At 63.0% G+C, this 15,476-nt stretch carries 18 protein-coding genes; 6 read left to right on the forward strand and 12 right to left on the reverse strand.

Annotation, left to right across the window (positions count from 1 at the left end; all coding sequences use genetic code 11):
• The first annotated feature begins 74 nt into the window (after nucleotides 1-74).
• On the forward strand, nucleotides 75-1,352 hold the full coding sequence (locus HGQ17_RS11550) for an MFS transporter (RefSeq protein ID WP_168888099.1): 1,278 nt from the start codon (nucleotides 75-77) through the stop codon (nucleotides 1,350-1,352).
• Nucleotides 1,353-1,596: 244 nt separating this feature from the next.
• On the opposite strand, the gene HGQ17_RS11555 is transcribed toward HGQ17_RS11550, so the two are convergent.
• The 7 genes from HGQ17_RS11555 to rpsB all read right to left on the reverse strand — a co-directional run bounded on the left by HGQ17_RS11555 (nucleotide 1,597) and on the right by rpsB (nucleotide 6,569).
• Nucleotides 1,597-1,869 carry a hypothetical protein gene (locus tag HGQ17_RS11555; protein WP_168888100.1) on the reverse strand — a complete coding sequence of 91 codons (273 nt, stop codon included), beginning with the start codon at nucleotides 1,867-1,869 and terminating at the stop codon, nucleotides 1,597-1,599.
• Between the two features lie 7 nt (nucleotides 1,870-1,876).
• Entirely contained in the window at nucleotides 1,877-2,437 is a 561-nt protein-coding gene (locus HGQ17_RS11560; RefSeq protein WP_168888101.1) for a DivIVA domain-containing protein, read from the reverse strand.
• Nucleotides 2,438-2,439: 2 nt separating this feature from the next.
• Nucleotides 2,440-3,312, reverse strand: coding sequence for a phosphatidate cytidylyltransferase (locus tag HGQ17_RS11565; RefSeq protein ID WP_324615270.1), 873 nt, complete (start codon nucleotides 3,310-3,312; stop codon nucleotides 2,440-2,442).
• Nucleotides 3,313-3,337: 25 nt separating this feature from the next.
• Nucleotides 3,338-3,895 carry a ribosome recycling factor gene (frr, locus tag HGQ17_RS11570; RefSeq protein ID WP_168888103.1) on the reverse strand — a complete coding sequence of 186 codons (558 nt, stop codon included), beginning with the start codon at nucleotides 3,893-3,895 and terminating at the stop codon, nucleotides 3,338-3,340.
• A 63-nt stretch (nucleotides 3,896-3,958) separates the two neighbouring features.
• Nucleotides 3,959-4,693: a UMP kinase gene (gene pyrH, locus HGQ17_RS11575; RefSeq protein WP_168888150.1), complete on the reverse strand. Its 735-nt coding sequence runs from the start codon at nucleotides 4,691-4,693 to the stop codon at nucleotides 3,959-3,961.
• A gap of 108 nt (nucleotides 4,694-4,801) precedes the next feature.
• Nucleotides 4,802-5,644, reverse strand: a complete 843-nt coding sequence (gene tsf, locus HGQ17_RS11580) for a translation elongation factor Ts (protein WP_168888104.1) — start codon at nucleotides 5,642-5,644, stop codon at nucleotides 4,802-4,804.
• A gap of 34 nt (nucleotides 5,645-5,678) precedes the next feature.
• On the reverse strand, nucleotides 5,679-6,569 hold the full coding sequence (gene rpsB / locus HGQ17_RS11585) for a 30S ribosomal protein S2 (RefSeq protein WP_168888105.1): 891 nt from the start codon (nucleotides 6,567-6,569) through the stop codon (nucleotides 5,679-5,681).
• A gap of 452 nt (nucleotides 6,570-7,021) precedes the next feature.
• Here rpsB and HGQ17_RS11590 point away from each other — a divergent pair, with 452 nt between their 5' ends.
• The gene (locus tag HGQ17_RS11590; RefSeq protein ID WP_168888106.1) at nucleotides 7,022-7,549 is read left to right on the forward strand and encodes a M23 family metallopeptidase; all 528 of its coding nucleotides are present in this window, start codon (nucleotides 7,022-7,024) and stop codon (nucleotides 7,547-7,549) included.
• A gap of 32 nt (nucleotides 7,550-7,581) precedes the next feature.
• Here HGQ17_RS11590 and HGQ17_RS11595 read toward each other — a convergent pair whose 3' ends face one another.
• The gene (locus HGQ17_RS11595) at nucleotides 7,582-7,851 is read right to left on the reverse strand and encodes a hypothetical protein (RefSeq protein WP_168888107.1); all 270 of its coding nucleotides are present in this window, start codon (nucleotides 7,849-7,851) and stop codon (nucleotides 7,582-7,584) included.
• Here HGQ17_RS11595 and HGQ17_RS11600 point away from each other — a divergent pair.
• The gene (locus tag HGQ17_RS11600) at nucleotides 7,850-8,116 is read left to right on the forward strand and encodes a hypothetical protein (protein WP_168888108.1); all 267 of its coding nucleotides are present in this window, start codon (nucleotides 7,850-7,852) and stop codon (nucleotides 8,114-8,116) included. The two genes, HGQ17_RS11595 and HGQ17_RS11600, sit on opposite strands and share 2 nt — an antisense overlap.
• 16 nt (nucleotides 8,117-8,132) lie before the next feature.
• Complete coding sequence (locus HGQ17_RS11605; RefSeq protein ID WP_168888109.1) at nucleotides 8,133-8,309, forward strand: hypothetical protein; 177 nt, start codon at nucleotides 8,133-8,135, stop codon at nucleotides 8,307-8,309.
• On the opposite strand, the gene HGQ17_RS11610 is transcribed toward HGQ17_RS11605, so the two are convergent.
• From HGQ17_RS11610 to HGQ17_RS11620, 3 genes are read right to left on the reverse strand one after another with little or no spacing between them, the layout of a single operon-like run.
• Nucleotides 8,299-8,802, reverse strand: coding sequence for a preprotein translocase subunit SecD family protein (locus tag HGQ17_RS11610; RefSeq protein ID WP_168888110.1), 504 nt, complete (start codon nucleotides 8,800-8,802; stop codon nucleotides 8,299-8,301). The genes HGQ17_RS11605 and HGQ17_RS11610 overlap by 11 nt on opposite strands.
• A 34-nt stretch (nucleotides 8,803-8,836) precedes the next feature.
• On the reverse strand, nucleotides 8,837-9,262 hold the full coding sequence (locus tag HGQ17_RS11615; protein WP_168888111.1) for an arsenate-mycothiol transferase ArsC: 426 nt from the start codon (nucleotides 9,260-9,262) through the stop codon (nucleotides 8,837-8,839).
• Complete coding sequence (locus tag HGQ17_RS11620) at nucleotides 9,262-9,615, reverse strand: ArsR/SmtB family transcription factor (RefSeq protein ID WP_324615271.1); 354 nt, start codon at nucleotides 9,613-9,615, stop codon at nucleotides 9,262-9,264. The genes HGQ17_RS11615 and HGQ17_RS11620 overlap by 1 nt, the downstream gene beginning before the upstream one ends.
• Before the next feature lie 81 nt (nucleotides 9,616-9,696).
• Between HGQ17_RS11620 and arsB the strand changes: the two genes are divergently transcribed.
• Nucleotides 9,697-10,779, forward strand: a complete 1,083-nt coding sequence (gene arsB, locus HGQ17_RS11625) for an ACR3 family arsenite efflux transporter (RefSeq protein WP_168888113.1) — start codon at nucleotides 9,697-9,699, stop codon at nucleotides 10,777-10,779.
• A gap of 8 nt (nucleotides 10,780-10,787) precedes the next feature.
• Nucleotides 10,788-11,993 (forward strand): NAD(P)-binding domain-containing protein, encoded by a 1,206-nt coding sequence (locus HGQ17_RS11630; RefSeq protein WP_168888114.1) that lies wholly within the window; start codon nucleotides 10,788-10,790, stop codon nucleotides 11,991-11,993.
• A gap of 68 nt (nucleotides 11,994-12,061) precedes the next feature.
• On the opposite strand, the gene HGQ17_RS11635 is transcribed toward HGQ17_RS11630, so the two are convergent.
• Nucleotides 12,062-15,454, reverse strand: coding sequence for a glycerophosphodiester phosphodiesterase (locus HGQ17_RS11635; RefSeq protein WP_168888115.1), 3,393 nt, complete (start codon nucleotides 15,452-15,454; stop codon nucleotides 12,062-12,064).
• Nucleotides 15,455-15,476 lie beyond the last annotated feature (22 nt).

Raw genomic sequence — 15,476 nt, forward strand, 5'->3', positions numbered from 1 at the left:
TATAGTTGCAGACATAATCTTGCAGAGAAACCTCTGCAATTGTTTCTTGGTACTAGTCTACGGAGTCAGTCACGATGTCACAGACCACCGACACCGCAACTACCGAAAAACTCGGTCGGGATTTCAATGTCCACCTAGGCACGGTCGCGCTCAATGCGCTGGCTGGGGGCATTCTCTTCGCCGGAGTACCCCTGGTGGCTGCCACTCTCACCCAGTCCCCGCAGGAGATCTCGATCATCTCTGCGGCAATCCAACTGCCTGCTCTGCTGGGGATTCTGGTGGGGCTGATTGTCGATCGCACGGACCGACGCCGCCTCCGCCTGGTCGCCATGGGCGCCCGTGTGGGCCTGGTCTTCGGCATGGTCGCCGTCATCCTCACTGGGAATCTCACCCTCTGGGCACTGGCAGGCCTCATGCTTCTCTACGCCCTGGGTGGGGTCTTCATCGCATCGGCCAATGGAGCGATGGTGCCGCAGGTCGCGCCGCGGTCCCAGCTGGCCGCGGCCAACAGCCGGATCCAGGGCGCGATGTTCATCTTTGAGGACATTATCGGAGCACCTATTGCCGCCCTGCTCGTGCTGGTTGGTGCTTCATGGATCTTCGGTGTGCCGGGACTGCTCGGCGTGCTCGCCGTCGTGGTGCTGTGGTGGGGGCTGCGCGGACGCAGCTTCCGGGCACCGCAGGAGGAGGCTCCTGCAGATGAGCCCACTCCCCCGGTGGTGGCCGGTGCACTGCGCGATATCCGCGAAGGTTTGCGTTTCATCCTCCAACACCGGGTGCTGCGACCGATCTTCACCATGGCCCTGGCGGCGAACTTCGCCTCGGCGGCCTATATGGCGGTCTTTGTGCTCTGGATGGTCGGTCCCCAAGCCCCGGTGGGTGTACCGGCGGAGATCTTCCCGCTCTACATCACGATCATGGCCGTGGGCGCGGTGGCCGCGACTTTGACCACCAGCCGGATACTGAAGGTGATCGATGAGTTCCCGCTGATGATGGCTGGATTCTGGGTGATGCCGGTTCTGCTGATCATTCAGGTCATCTGGCCAACCCCTTGGGTGATGGTCGGCACCATGCTGCTGCTGGGCTATTCGCTGACTGTCGGCAATGTCATCTTCATGACCCTGGCCCAGAAGCTCGTGCCGGGCCGGATGCTGGGACGCTTCAACGGCACCGCCCAGACGGCCACTTCGGGGCTCGCCCCGGCCGGCGCCCTGCTGGGCGGATTCGTGGCCGAAGTCTATGGATTCACCATTCTGCACCTGGCCGTGGCCGGGGTTCTGGCAGCTGCTCTGACCTACCCCTTACTGGTTGTACGCCAACACCATGTTGACGCGCTGGAGATTCAGGAGTGATCACAATGTTGAAGACTCTACTGCGCTGGATCTGGGATCGGGCCGGCTGCGCCGCCCATGCCGAGCGCCAGCGCGAGGAGGCCCTTCGGCCGTACCTGCTCAGGAGTTGAGGAGGTCTCCGGCAGGCAGCAGGGACCGGGCATAATCCGGTTCGGCATGCCAGCAGACGGCGATCTCCCAGGCATGGGCTGCCAGGCCTTGCGCCGGAGTTCCATCACCTACCTGGGTGAGATCGAAGAAGGCGTCATCCGTTTCCGACTCCCGCGTCCCCATGGACCGCACAGCCATTGCTCGGCTCCGCCTGGGCCAGGGCTTCAAGAATGTAGTCCACGACCTGCTCGGGCATCGCATCAAGATCGATATCACCACCGCGCCGATATCCGGCAAGGAGGTCCGCAGCGGAGATGGACCCCGGCCGCTGTTGCCATCCGGTGGTGAGGCCGTGGACCTCGTTGCGAGCACCCCCTGGCAGTTCCCGGATGACTTCGAGTTCGGGCCAGGCGGTAGTGGGGAACACCCTGGGATCAGCCCACGGAGGCCATGATTTCGGTCATCCGGTCCAGGAAGGCGTCGACCTGCGCCTCGTCGTAACCCTGGTTGCCTGCGGCGGTTTTGAAGGTGATGGTGCGGATCTCGTCCACGCTCATGGGGTTCTCGCCGTCGAGGTATGCCTCGAGCTGTTTGCACAGCTGATCGACCTCGTCCTTGCGGTAACCCACATTGTTCTCCTCGGTGGGCTCACGGAAACGCTGACCATCGGGGCGTTCCATTCGGGCCCGCAGGGGCTGGGAGCGCAGGTGGAGCTGTTCGTACCAGGCGTCCTCGCCGTACTGTTCGATGTAGCGGTCGCGCTCGGCACCGGCAAAGGCGTCCTCAAGCCGGTCCAGGGCGGAGTCGACCTCGGCGGGGTTGTATCCGCCGGGCCCCAGGGTGAAGCTGGCTTTCCGGATTTCGGAGAGCGGCATGCCACGGCCGGAGTCGTAGGCGTCACGCGCCAGGGCCATGAAGTGGTCAACCTCAGCGCGGTCATAACCCTGCTCGTTATCGTCCAGCAGCGTGAACAGCGGTGCGGAAGTGGTAGCCATAGCTATAAGCCTAACGGCAGACCGGCCGTATCCTGGGTCAACGCCACGATCACGAAGTAGGCGGTGGGCATCGCGAAGACCAGGGAATCGAGCCGATCCATGACTCCGCCGTGCCCCGGCAGGGCCTGGGACATATCCTTGACCCCGAGTTCTCGTTTGACCATTGACTCGCTGAAGTCCCCTGCAGTTGCTGCGATGACCACTGCCACTGCCAGGGCTGCGCCAATATGCAGAGGCTCATCGAAGATCAGCCAGGAGGCCAGCACACCGACCAGCATTGCCCCGATCAGGGATCCGGCGAACCCTTCCCAGGACTTCTTCGGTGAGACCTTCGGTGCCATGGGGTGTTTGCCGAAGAGGACCCCAGCGATATAGCCGAAGGTGTCATTGGAGACTACAAGAAGCACGACGACGACCAGCCGCCACTCCCCCTGCGGGATCTGAATCAGCAGCAGGGCGAAGGAGATGAGGTAGGGCACCCAGCAGGCGACGAACAGTGAGGCCACAATACTGCGGCCGGGGTCGGTGACTCGCCAGAGTACTGCTCCGACCATAATGGCGACCCCGGTGATCATCAGTCCCAGGGTGAGGGCTTCGACTCTACCCCAATAGGCGGCCACAGGCATGGCTGCGGCTCCCAAATACAGCGGCGCCTTGGGGATGCGAAGGGGCTGGGTGGTTTCCGCGGTGTGGTGCTCCAGTGCCCGGGCCACCTCCCAGACGCCCAGGCAGAGCACCACGATCCAGATGGCGATCAGCAGGGGTTGGAACCAGAAGATTCCAAAAACCCCTGGGATCAGCAGTGCCGCACCGGTTGCGATCGCCGCCGGGAGGTTCCGTCCGGCTTTGATCTGACGTTTTGGCTTTTCAGCCACCGTGCCGGCTTGGCTCACTGGGGGCTCACACCTCGAGGAGCTCGGCCTCTTTGCGCTTGGCCATATCGTCGATGCGCTCGGTGTACTGCTTGGTCAGACCGTCGAGCTCCTTCAGAGCCCGCTCGCCGTCGTCTTCACCGATGTCACCGTCTTTGACGGCCTTGTCGATGGTGTCCTTGGCCTTGCGGCGGGCGTTGCGGACCGAGACTTTGTGATCCTCCGCCTTGGACTTCACCAGCTTCACGTACTCCTTGCGGCGTTCCTCGGTCAGCTCCGGCATCGTGATCCGGATCTGCTTGCCGTCATTGGAGGGGTTGGCGCCGATCTCGGAATCCGAGAGCGCCTTCTCGATATCGCGCATGGCGCCGGCATCGTAAGGGGTGATCAGGATGGTCCGGGCGTCCGGTGTGTTGAAGGATGCCAGCTGCTGCAGCGGGGTGGGGGCGCCGTAGTAGTCCACCAGGACCTTGGAGTACAGAGCGGGGTTGGCCCGGCCTGTGCGCACAGTCGCGAAGTCCTCACTGGTGGCCTCTAGGGTCCGTTGCATCTGCTCATCAGCCTCGAGCAGGGTTTCGTCAGTCACTGGTCTCTCCTTGTGGGTACGGGTGCTGGGTCACAGTCTATCGTCGGAGACGATGCAGGGTCCTCAGGGGGTGACGAGGGTGCCGATTTCCTCGCCCAGCAGGGCGCGGGTGACATCGCCTTCGCCCTCCATGCCGAAGACTCGCATGTCCAGGCCGTTGTCATTGCACATGGTCATCGCGGTCTGGTCCATCACCCGGATGTCACGGCGCAGCGCCTCGGTGTAGGTCAGGCGGTCGAGCTTCTCAGCAGTGGGGTCCTTCCGGGGATCGGCGGTGTAGACGCCATCGACCCCTGATTTACCCATCAGAACCATCTGCGCACCGACTTCCAGAGCCCGCTGGGCGCATACGGTGTCGGTGGAGAAGTAGGGCATACCTGCGCCGGCACCGAAGACTACAACTCGGCCCTTCTCCATATGCCGGATAGCGCGCAGCGGGATATAGGGTTCGGCCACCTGGGCCATGCCGATGGCGGTCTGCACGCGGGTGGGCTGCCCGGACTGTTCGAGGAAGTCCTGCAGGGCCAGGGCGTTCATCACGGTGCCGAGCATGCCGATGTAATCGGCCCGGGCTCGGTCCATTCCGGCTGCGGAGAGCTCAGCGCCGCGGAAGAAGTTGCCACCTCCGACGACGACGGCGACCTCGACTTTGTCTCGGACGGCAGCAATCTGTTCGGCGATCCCTCGCACGGTGGCGGGGTCAACGCCCACGGCTCCGCCGCCGAAGACCTCCCCGGAGAGTTTCAGCAGTACTCGACGTCGGCTGGGTGGGTTCTCAGACATCTGGCTCCTCAGCATCGGTTCGGGCACACAAAAGGGGTGACCACCGAATGTGGTGGTCACCCCCTCAGCGTTAGTTCGGGTCGCGGGGTGTCCCCGCGTTTTCGGCTATCTTACCGCGAGCGGTCAGGAGCCGACGCGGAACCGGGCGAAGCCGGTTGCCTGGGTGCCAGCCTGCTCCAGAACCTTGGCCACGGAGACCTTGGGGTCTTTGGCGAAGGGCTGGTCCACCAGCACATGCTCCTTGAAGTATGCGTTGGTGCGGCCTTCGATGATCTTCGGCATAGCCTGCTCGGGCTTGTTCTCTGCCCGAGCGGTCTCCTCGGCGATGCGGCGCTCATTGGCCACAGTCTCCTCGGGGACCTCATCGCGGGTGAGGTAGCTCGGAGCCAGTGCAGCGCCGTGGACGGCCACATCGTGTGCGGCAGTCTTGGCGTCATCGCTGTCGGCGTCAACAGCCACCAGCACACCCACCTGAGCGGGGAGATCCTTGGAGGTCTTGTGCAGGTATGCATCGACGTAGGAGCCGGTGACCTTGGCCAGACGGCGGACCACGATCTTCTCACCGAGGACGGCGCCGCCCTCTTCGGTGACGTAGTCGGAGACCTTCTTGCCCTCGATCTCGGCCTCGAGCAGGGCCTCGACGCTGTCCAGGCCGTTGGCCACTGCAGTGTCCAGGACCTTCTCGGCGAGGCCGACGAACTTATCGGACTTCGCCACGAAGTCGGTCTCGGCGTTGACCTCGAGGAGGTAGCCGGCGGTGCCGTCTACAACCTTGGCCAGCACGATGCCCTCTGCAGCGGAGCGGCCTTCACGCTTCGCCGCGCCCTTCAGGCCCTTGATGCGGATGGCTTCGATGGCCTTGTCGATGTCGCCGTCGGCCTCGTCCAGGGCCTTCTTGACGTCCATCATGCCGGCGCCGGTCCGCTCGCGCAGGGCCTTGATGTCGGCAGCAGTGTAGTTCGCCATGAGTTTCGGGTGTCCTCTCAGTTAAGGAAAGTGATCAGCCTTCGGTCTTCTCAGCAGCTTCAGCGGCCTCAGCGTTGGGGGTCTCCTCAGCCTCGGCAGCAGCCTGCTCGGGGGTCTCCTCGGCCTTAGCCTCGGTGGACTCAGCTGCCTGCTGCTCTGCAGCGTGCTGCTCGAGCAGCTCGCGCTCCCACTCAGCCATCGGCTCAGCCGGGGCGGAACCGCCGCCGCGCTTCTCGTCGCGGGCGATCAGGCCCTCTGCTGCGGCGTCTGCCACCACGCGGGTGAGCAGGTCCACGGAGCGGATGGCGTCGTCGTTGCCCGGGATCGGGTAGTTGACCTCATCGGGATCGCAGTTGGTGTCCAGGATGGCGATGACCGGGATGCCCAGCTTGCGGGCCTCGTCCACGGCCAGGTGCTCCTTGTTGGTGTCCACAACCCAGATGGCGGAGGGGGTCTTGTTCATGTTGCGGATACCGCCGAGGTTGGACTGCAGCTTCTCCAGCTCGCGGGAGAGCAGCAGCAGTTCCTTCTTGGTGTACTGGGAGCCGGCGACGTCGTCGAAGTCGATCTCTTCGAGTTCCTTCATCCGCTGCACACGCTTGGAGACGGTCTGGAAGTTGGTGAGCATACCGCCGAGCCAACGGTGGTTGACGTAGGGCTGGCCAACGCGGGTGGCCTGCTCGGCAATGGCCTCCTGGGCCTGCTTCTTGGTGCCGACGAAGAGGATGGAGCCACCGTGGGCGACGGTCTGCTTGATGAACTCGTAGGCCCGGTCGATGTAGCTCAGCGACTGCTGGAGGTCGACGATGTAGATGCCGTTGCGCTCGGTGAAGATGTAGCGCTTCATCTTGGGGTTCCAGCGGCGGGTCTGGTGGCCGAAGTGGACACCGGAGTCGAGCAGCTGGCGCATAGTGACGACAGGCATTGTCATTCCTTTCGGTGCCGGGCTTAGAACATGGCGGACCATGCAGCACCGGCTTTTTGTTTATCGGTTACTTGGTAGTTCCGGGTTCTCCCCGGTTCCTAGCGTGAGCTGAGGCTGTTGCCCACCCGTTCCCTGAACACACAAAAAGCTCCTGGTCAGGAGCGGATTATATGGACCGAAGGGATCGCCCCGCCTGGAGTGATCCAGGCGGCAGTTCACGCGCGTAGTCAGCTGATTGGGCACACCGCGGGCGCGCACAGTCAACTGCGGAAGCCTAGTCTAGCCTGTCGGCGGCGTTTTCCCCAACTGTCGCGGGCCTTTCAGGACACACCGGGCTCTCCACAGTATGGCGGCTTTCTCCGCATTGTGCGGCAGGCAGAACCCACTCTGGTGCCATGGGCACACAGGCATCGGCGACGACGCCGCTTCCGTTTCCTGCTAGCGGACGGCCGTTGTTTTTCGCGCCCCGGCCGCATCAGGTCGTGGCGGTGGTCTTCTGTGTGCTGATTCTGGTGGGCATGCCACCGGCCACGGCCGGGGATGGCCATCCGCGCTGGCAGGCACCTGTTTCCGGTGAAGTGGTGGAGGAGTTCGCCGCTCCCCCGGCCCCGTGGGCGGCCGGCCACCGGGGTGTGGATCTTGCTGTGTCTTCTGGTGGTGAGATCCACGCTCCGGCAGACGGGGTGGTCAGCTTCTCCGGGGTAGTGGTCAACCGCGAGGTGCTCAGCATCGATCATGGAGGCGGCTACGTGAGCTCCTTCGAACCAGTGGAGTCAGAACTGGCCGAAGGCGATGGGGTCAGCGAGGGCGAGGTCGTTGCCAGTCTGGGAAGCTACGAGGACGGCAGCACTCACTGCGAGGGACAACCCTGCCTGCACTGGGGCGTGCGCCTGCACGGGGAATACATCAACCCCATGCTCCTCATCGGCGAGCTCGAACCCTCAATCCTGCTGCCGTTGAGCTCCGAGGAGGGGCAGTGACAAGAAAAGAACTCTTGTTCTCAGCCTTGGCCTCATCTAGCCTGGAATATAGGAAAAACCTCCGAGTGGTGACTCCAGCAAGGAAACATGGGTTTAGCGACGATGACATCCTTCACGCCTTGCGCAATCATATCGGTCACTTCAAGGAGCAGGGAGATCACCGACTGACAATTCTCATCGGGCCCGCGTTCAACGGCACCATGCTGGAAGTCGGAGTCCTCACCACCGATGACGAACACCTCATAGTGCACGCCATGAAAGCCCGTCGAAAGTACTGGCCCCAGTAAGGAGACCCGTCCCATGGCAACCAAGTCTCATAAGAAGCTCAGCGTGGAGGATGCGGTTCAGCGGTTCGAGGAAGGCATCGAGCCGGACCCCGCAACTCGTCGGGGCCCAGAAGCCACCGCTGATATCCGCGCTGCTGCAAAGATGCTCGATTACGCAGAGAGCCTTCTCGAAGAGAACATCGTCGACGCTCGACGCCGCGGAGTCACCTGGCTGGAGATCGCCCTTGCCCTCGGTGTTACACCCCAGGCAGTCAGTCAGAAGTACCGCGACCGGGTTTGAGCTGCTAGTAGCTGCGATGTTTGAGAAAGCCGTCTACGGGATCTTCATTGTCAGCGTGCTCACCTGGATGACGCTCGCCCTGGCAACCGAGGGACTAACGTTTGATGTCATCGCTCAAGCAGGAAGCTTCCTGCTCCTTGGAGTGGTCATGAGCCTGCTACTCGAACGCTCATGTGAATCCGCTACTCCGTGAGGGTGCGGTGGAGATCTTCGGGGTCGTCATTGCCAGTGATCTCCATCTGACCGTCAGTGATATGCGCATTGACGGTAGGTGCAAGGAAAAACTGTCCGTCGACAGTCACCAGCGTCAGATTATCGGGGTACGGCACCTCTGAGAGCTCCGCCGAGAGGTCCGAGTACGCCTCAGCTTCTTCCTCCCCCAAGTGCAGGAGCAGAGCATCTTGAGTGCTGTTCTCCACTTCGGTGATGCCGACTTCAGCATCGGTGACCTCAATCCGGCGATCTGTGGCGACCACATAGCAGGTCAACTCTTTCTCGACGAAGATCTCTTCAACAGCCTCTTCGTAATCCTCCTGGGTCTCGCCCGGAGGGCATTCCGGGTTCTCAACCGCGAGTACCGGGTAGATAACCATATCTGCCGCCAGCGGAGCCATCTCCGGCTCATTGGAACATCCGACCACCAGAACGGTGACCCCAAGCGCAGCACTTACTGCCTGAATTTTCATCTGAACCCCCTCAGTTCAGAATAAAAATAGCAGGTCAGACCAGTTTCTCGGTGAGTTCTACGACTCGACGTCGGATGTCATCGCGGACCAGCTCCATGCGTTCGCGGCCTTCGATGCCGCGCTGGGAGGGCTCGTCGGTCTCCCAACGCTCAATGGTGACGCCCTCGACCTCGGGCACCTCAGCCTCAGCACCTAGGACGATGACCCGGCCTGCTTCTCGCATGGCCTCCTCGGTCAGCTGGGTCGGCTTCTGGTCCGTGATGTCGACTCCCACGTCCTGAAGCACCTCAGCAGAAAGCGCGTTGACCTTCTCCCCCGCCTTGGTCCCGGCAGAGCTGATGCGCACCGCTGCGGGCTTCCCTCGGTCGGCGAGTGCCTTCTGCATGAGCCCCGCTGCCATCTGAGACTTTCCGCCGTTCTTCACGCAGACGAACAGCACTCCGGGTTTGGTTTCGGTCATCAGCAGCAATCTCCTCCATTTCGTGGGGACACCGATCCGACCTGCAGCATCGCGCCCAGGCCGGATTCATCACAGAGGTCAGAGCACAGCGACTGCAGGGCTCCGGGAACTATCGAGTAATACGACCAGGTTCCCCGCTTCTGCCGGTTGAGGAAACCCGCGTCAGTCAGAATCCGCAGGTGATGGGAGACCGTCGGCTGCCCCAGGCCCAGCGGCTCAGTGAGGTCACAGACGCAGGCCTCGGCATTCTCACCGGCGGCGATCAGCGAGAGCAGGGCGATCCGGTTGGGGTCGCCGAGGGCTTTGAACCGAACCGCGAGGTCCGATGCGTGCTCAGGGTCGATTGCGTTCACAGAAACCCTCCATTGACGTTTGTCGATATAAACGAGCATACTCATACATCGATAGACGTCAATATTCTGCCGAAGGGTTTCATGTCCTCGCCAACTCTCACCCCGGACACCGCCGCAGTCACATCCCGACTCTCCCTCTTGGATAAGTTCCTGCCGGTGTGGATTCTGGCCGCCATGGGGCTGGGCCTGCTGATCGCTCTCCTCGCTCCCGGAGTGGGCCAGCTGCTGCACGCTGTGGAAGTTGCCGGAGTCTCGGTGCCGATCGCCCTTGGCCTACTGCTGATGATGTACCCCGTGCTGGCAAAGGTCCGCTACGCCGAGACCCACTTGGTGATGCGGGACAAGAAACTGCTGATCACCTCATTGGCCATCAACTGGCTGTTGGCACCGGCATTCATGTTCGCACTGGCCTGGATCTTCCTGCCGGATCTTCCCGAATACCGCACCGGGCTGATCATCGTGGGGCTGGCCCGCTGCATCGCCATGGTGCTGATCTGGAATGATCTCGCCTGCGGCCACCGGGAGGCCGCTGCGGTGCTGGTGGCGATCAATTCCGTCTTCCAGGTCTTCATGTTCGGCATCCTGGGCTGGTTCTACCTCCAAGTTCTGCCCGGCTGGCTGGGCCTGGAGACCACCACCGCAGAGTTCTCCTTCTGGGCGATCACCTTCTCAGTCCTGGTCTTCCTCGGGATCCCACTGGCTGCCGGGTTCCTGACCCGGCTCATCGGCGAGCGCACTCGCGGCCGCACCTGGTATGAGGAGCGACTGCTGCCCAAACTCGGCCCCTGGGCCCTCTACGGGCTGCTGTTCACCATCGTGGTGCTCTTTGCCCTGCAGGGCGAGCAGGTCATGAGCCAACCCCTGGATGTCGCCCGAATTGCAGTGCCACTGCTGATCTACTTTGTGGTCACCTTCTGCGCCTCAATGGTCATCGGCCGGTTGCTGGGTATGGACTATGAGCGCACCACCACCCTGTCCTTCACTGCGGCCGGCAATAACTTCGAACTGGCTATCGCCGTGGCCATCGCTACCTTCGGTGCCACCAGCGGCCAGGCCCTGGCCGGCGTCGTCGGACCGTTGATCGAGGTGCCGGTACTGGTCGGTCTCGTCTACGTGGCGCTGTGGGCCCGCAAATTCTTCACCCCTTCAGTTCCCCACACCTAGGAGTCGATATGACCAGCCAGCAGCCCGTTATCGTCATCGGCGCCGGGCCGATCGGCCTCGCCGCTGCAGCGCATATGCTCGAATACGGGCTGGAGCCTCTGGTTCTGGAATCCGGGGAGCATGCTGGAGCCGCAATCAGCCAGTGGGGGCATATCCAGCTGTTCTCCCCCTGGCGGTACAACATTGATGCTGCCTGCCGGCGGCTGCTGGAGGAGACCGACTGGCAGGAACCGAACCCGGGCATCCTACCCACCGGTGCGCAATTGGTGGAGGAGTATCTGAAGCCGATTGCCGCTGCGAACACCTTGGACCCGCGCATCAGGTACCGGACGCGGGTGGTGAGTGTTCTCCGGCGGCAGGATTCGTTCCTGGTTCGTACCGAGACTGACGGTGAGGTACTCGATTTCCAAGCCAGTGCGGTGATTGATGCCTCCGGAACCTGGCACACACCGAATCCCCTCGGCGCGGGTGGGCTTCCCGCAGCAGGAGAGAACGACGACGCTCTCGCCCCTCATCTGTTGGGACCATTGCCTGATGTGCTGGGCGCCGATCGCCATCGGGTGGCCGGACGCCGAGCCTTGGTGGTCGGATCCGGGCATTCGGCGGTCAATACTCTGCTGAACCTCGTGGCCCTGCGGCGCGAAGTTCCCAGCACCAGCATTCAGTGGGCGATCCGCAGCGCCGACCCCCAGCGCAGCTATGGGGGTGAGGACCGCGATGGGCTCCCTGAGCGAGGGGCCCTGGGGACGCAGCTGCGACAGAGCGTGGAGGCTGGGCAGATCGAGCTGCTGACCTCGGCCGAGGTCCAGGCTCTTGAGTCAGTCGACGGGGATTTGGAGGCCAGCTTCCAAGACGGTCGGGGTCTCCGGGTGGATGCGCTGGCTGCGGCCACGGGGTTCCGGCCCGATCTCGAAATACTTCGTGGGCTGCGCCTGGAGCTGGATCCCACAGTGGAAGCGCCAGTTCGGCTGGCTCCGCTGATTGATCCCGCAGTGCACTCCTGCGGCACTGTTCGGGCTCATGGGGCTGCGGAGTTGGCCCACCCTGAGGAGGGTTTCTTCATCGTCGGTATGAAGTCCTATGGTCGGGCGCCGACATTCCTGATGGCCACCGGCTACGAGCAGGTCCGTTCAGTGGCTGCGTATCTGGCTGGGGCTGATGCCAGCCCACGCGATCTCAACCTGCCGGCAACCGGAGTCTGCTCTGCTGGTTAAAAGCGTTGGCGGCACTCCCCCTCAACGAGAAAGCGCCGCCAATACGCTTATTCAGTTATCTGCGGAAATCAGCTCTGGACTGCGGAGCTGCGACGGCGCATACCGAGCAGCAGCAGGGCGCCCAGGGCCAGCAGCAGGATGGATCCCGCTGCCAGGATGGCGATAGTACCAGCGCCGGTCTGCGCCAGTTCGCCCTTGACCTCACCGGTGGAGACCTCAGGCTCATCTGTGGAGTCATCCGTTGCCGGTTCCTCCTCAGTGCCCTCGTCCTCCTGGCCGGCCTCAGCTGCCGCAGGCAGCACCGTCAGCGCAGCGGAACCGAAGTTCTCGCTGGTCAGACCGGTGACTGTGAGGTCGTACTCACCGGGCTCGAGATCCTCCGGAATGGTGACCTCAACGCTCAGTGCGCCGTCCTCATCGGCCTCGACAGTGGCCAGAACTGGGTTGATGGCAATCTCGACGTCCTCACCGGGCTCGAAGCCGTCGGCCTCAACGGTGACTGTGCCTCCAGCCTCAACAGTTCCGGGGGTCAGGGTGACAGTGCCGACAGTCTCTAGCTGGTCCTCGTCAGTGCCTTCCTCGTCCTCTTCAGGAGAGGGAGAGGGTGATTCAGTCTCGGTGGGGTCCGACGTGGGGTCCGGAGAATCGGTGGGGTCCGTGGGACTCGGCGAGTCCGTCGGCTGCTCCGTCTCATCAGGATCCGCAGTTGGCTCCTGAGTTTCGCTCGGATCTGGTGATTCAGTGGGATCCGTGGTGGGATCCTCCGTCGGCTCCGGGGTACCTGTGGGTTCCGGGGTCTCCGTCGGGTCAGTAGTACCGGTCGGCTCCTCGGTCGGCTCCGGGGACCCCGTGGGATCGGGAGTCTCTGTGGGATCCGGGGTTCCGGTTGGGTCCGGTGTCTCCGTTGGATCCGGCTCGGTGCCGTTGTCGTCCTCGTCGTCGTCATCTTCCACCGGATTGAGGGGGAAGGTGGGGTCGGGCTGCTCGACGACCTGGTCGTAGCGGGCCCGCCAGCCCTTCAGCCGATCGGGGTAGTCGGTGATGATGCCGTCGACGCCGAGATCGGTGAGCTCTGCCCACTGGCCGGCGCTGTTGACGGTGTAGACGAACATATAGAGATCAGCCTCATGTGCTGCCTCCAGGAGACGCGGATTGCCCAGCACGGTGCTGGCGCTGGGGTTCCAGCCGATGGCTTCGACCTCCAGGGCACGATCCCGGTGCAGGGTGGTGGACCCACCCAGCAGCATGCGGTCGATATCCGGCAGCTCCTGCTGGAGGCTGCGCATGGTCGTCATGCTGAAGCTCTGCACCACAACCTGGTCGCTCATCCCATGTTCCTCGATGAGGTCTCCTGTGATGGCAGCTTCCTCGGCGTTCCAGTCACCCTTGTACTCCAGGAGCATATGGGCACCGGTGTCACCCATATGCTCGAGGACCTCATCCAGGGTCGGGATATGGGTTCCGCCATAGCCGTAGCCGCCGGCGAACCAGGAACCCGCATCGAGATCCTGAATCTCCTCATAGGTGTGGGAGGAGATGAATCCGAAGCCATCAGTTGTCCGGCTCAGGGTGGTGTCGTGCAGGGCCACTGGGACATTGTCCCGGGTCATGAAGATGTCGATCTCGAAGTACTCCACCCCGGTATAAGCCGCGGAGGCCACAGCCGGCATGGTGTTCTCCGGCGCCACACCCGAGTTTCCGCGGTGGGCCACGATCGCCGGGACCACACCGTCCTCGGGATCACCTGCGGTGTACCGATCGTTCCAGCCCATCAGCTGGCCGGGGTGGTCGGTGATGATGCCTTCGACACCCAGGTTGGTCAGGGTCGCCCAATCGTCGGCCTCATTGACGGTCCAGACAAAGGTGGCCAGGCCTGCCTCATTGGCCTCCTGAACCCACTCGGGGTTCTCCAGCACGTGGCTGACCGGCGGGTTGTAGCCCACGGCCTCGAGGTCATGAGCGGTGGAGATGGCGTCATCGTTGATTCCGCCCAGCACCATTCGGGGAACCTCGGGCAGCTCCTGCTGAAGGTTCGCCATAGTGGTCAGATCGAAGCTCTGGGTGATGATCTGGTCCTCAACACCGTGCTCTTCGATCAGCTGGGCACTGGCGGCGACCATCTCAGCATCCCATTCGCTCTTGTACTCCAGGAGCAGATGGGCACCGGAGTCAGCCATGTACTCCAGCACCTCATCCAGGGTCGGCACTCCGGCGTAGGAGTAGGCGGGATCGAACCAGGAACCGGCATCCAGCTCGCTGACCTCGGCGTAGGTCAGCTCCCGGATCGCACCTGTACCGTCGGTGGTGCGGTCGACTGTGTCATCGTGGATCGCCACAATCTCACCATCGGCGGTGAAGTCAATATCGATCTCGAAGAACTCGGCTCCACCCTCAACAGAGGAGACGATGGCCGGCATCGTGTTCTCCGGCGCCACTGCGGAGTCGCCGCGGTGGCCGACCACTGCAGCGGGGTCGCCAGGTTCGTTGAGCTCAAAGGTGGGGAATGGCGCGATCTCGGTGACCAGCACGTGGTCGAAGGAGACCGTAGAGCCGTTGACCACAAGTCCGAGGATGCCCTCGGGGCTGCGCCGGAGGCTGTTGGTCTCCAGGACCCGCTCACCGTCGAAATACCAGTGGGCGCGGTTTCCGCTGACCTCGACGGCGATATGGACATCTTCGCCGGTTCCGGCATCACGGGGTGCCGATGCCGTGTTGGTGACATTCCAGCCGTCTGCGGCAGTCCGCTCGGCGAACTCGATGCCGTTATGGGCCGAGGAGTTCACCCGCATGGCGGCATGCCACCAGGGCACGGAACCGTCAGGGGTCATATCCAGGCCCAGGGCAGTCCAGCGGGCATCGTTATTCGCCTGGTCAAACCGCAGGATGGTTTCCATGCGGTAATGCTCGTGGTGCTCGCCGAAGACAATCCGCGACTGCTGATTGGTGTCCTCGGAGGTGCCCAGCAGGCGGCCGTCCTCAACATGCCATTCACCCTCGACGGCGTTCCAGCCCTCGGGGAGCTCGCCGTCGGCGATCTCGCTGAAGTCCTCGAAGAACAGGGCGTCCTCCGGGACATCGATCTCGTTCTGGGTTTCGGCCTGCTCGGCCTCTTCCTCAGTACCGGCCTCGTCCTCAGTACCGGCCTCGTCCTCTTCCTCGTTCAGCTGCTCGCTGCTGAGGGAGTCATCGACGGCGTCGTCGTCGTTTTGTGCGTCAGCCTCGGGATCGTCTTCGGGATCACCGGCCTCCGCGTCTTCCTCGGTCCCCTCGTCATTTCCCTCGTTCTCGGTGCTCTCCGCTGTGGGACTGGCAGACTCCGTAGTGGTCTGCGTGGGCTCAGGAGACGCCGGCGTCTCATCCCCCTCAGCAGATGCGGCTACCGGCTGCAGGGCAGAGACGAGCAACGCTGCTCCCGCCAATGCCGCGCAGCCTCGCCGCGTGGATTCATATTTGCTGGTCACGTCTGGTCCTTCCAGGTTCTAA

The sequence above is a fragment of the Nesterenkonia sedimenti genome, assembly GCF_012641515.1.
Lineage (GTDB): Bacteria > Actinomycetota > Actinomycetes > Actinomycetales > Micrococcaceae > Nesterenkonia > Nesterenkonia sedimenti.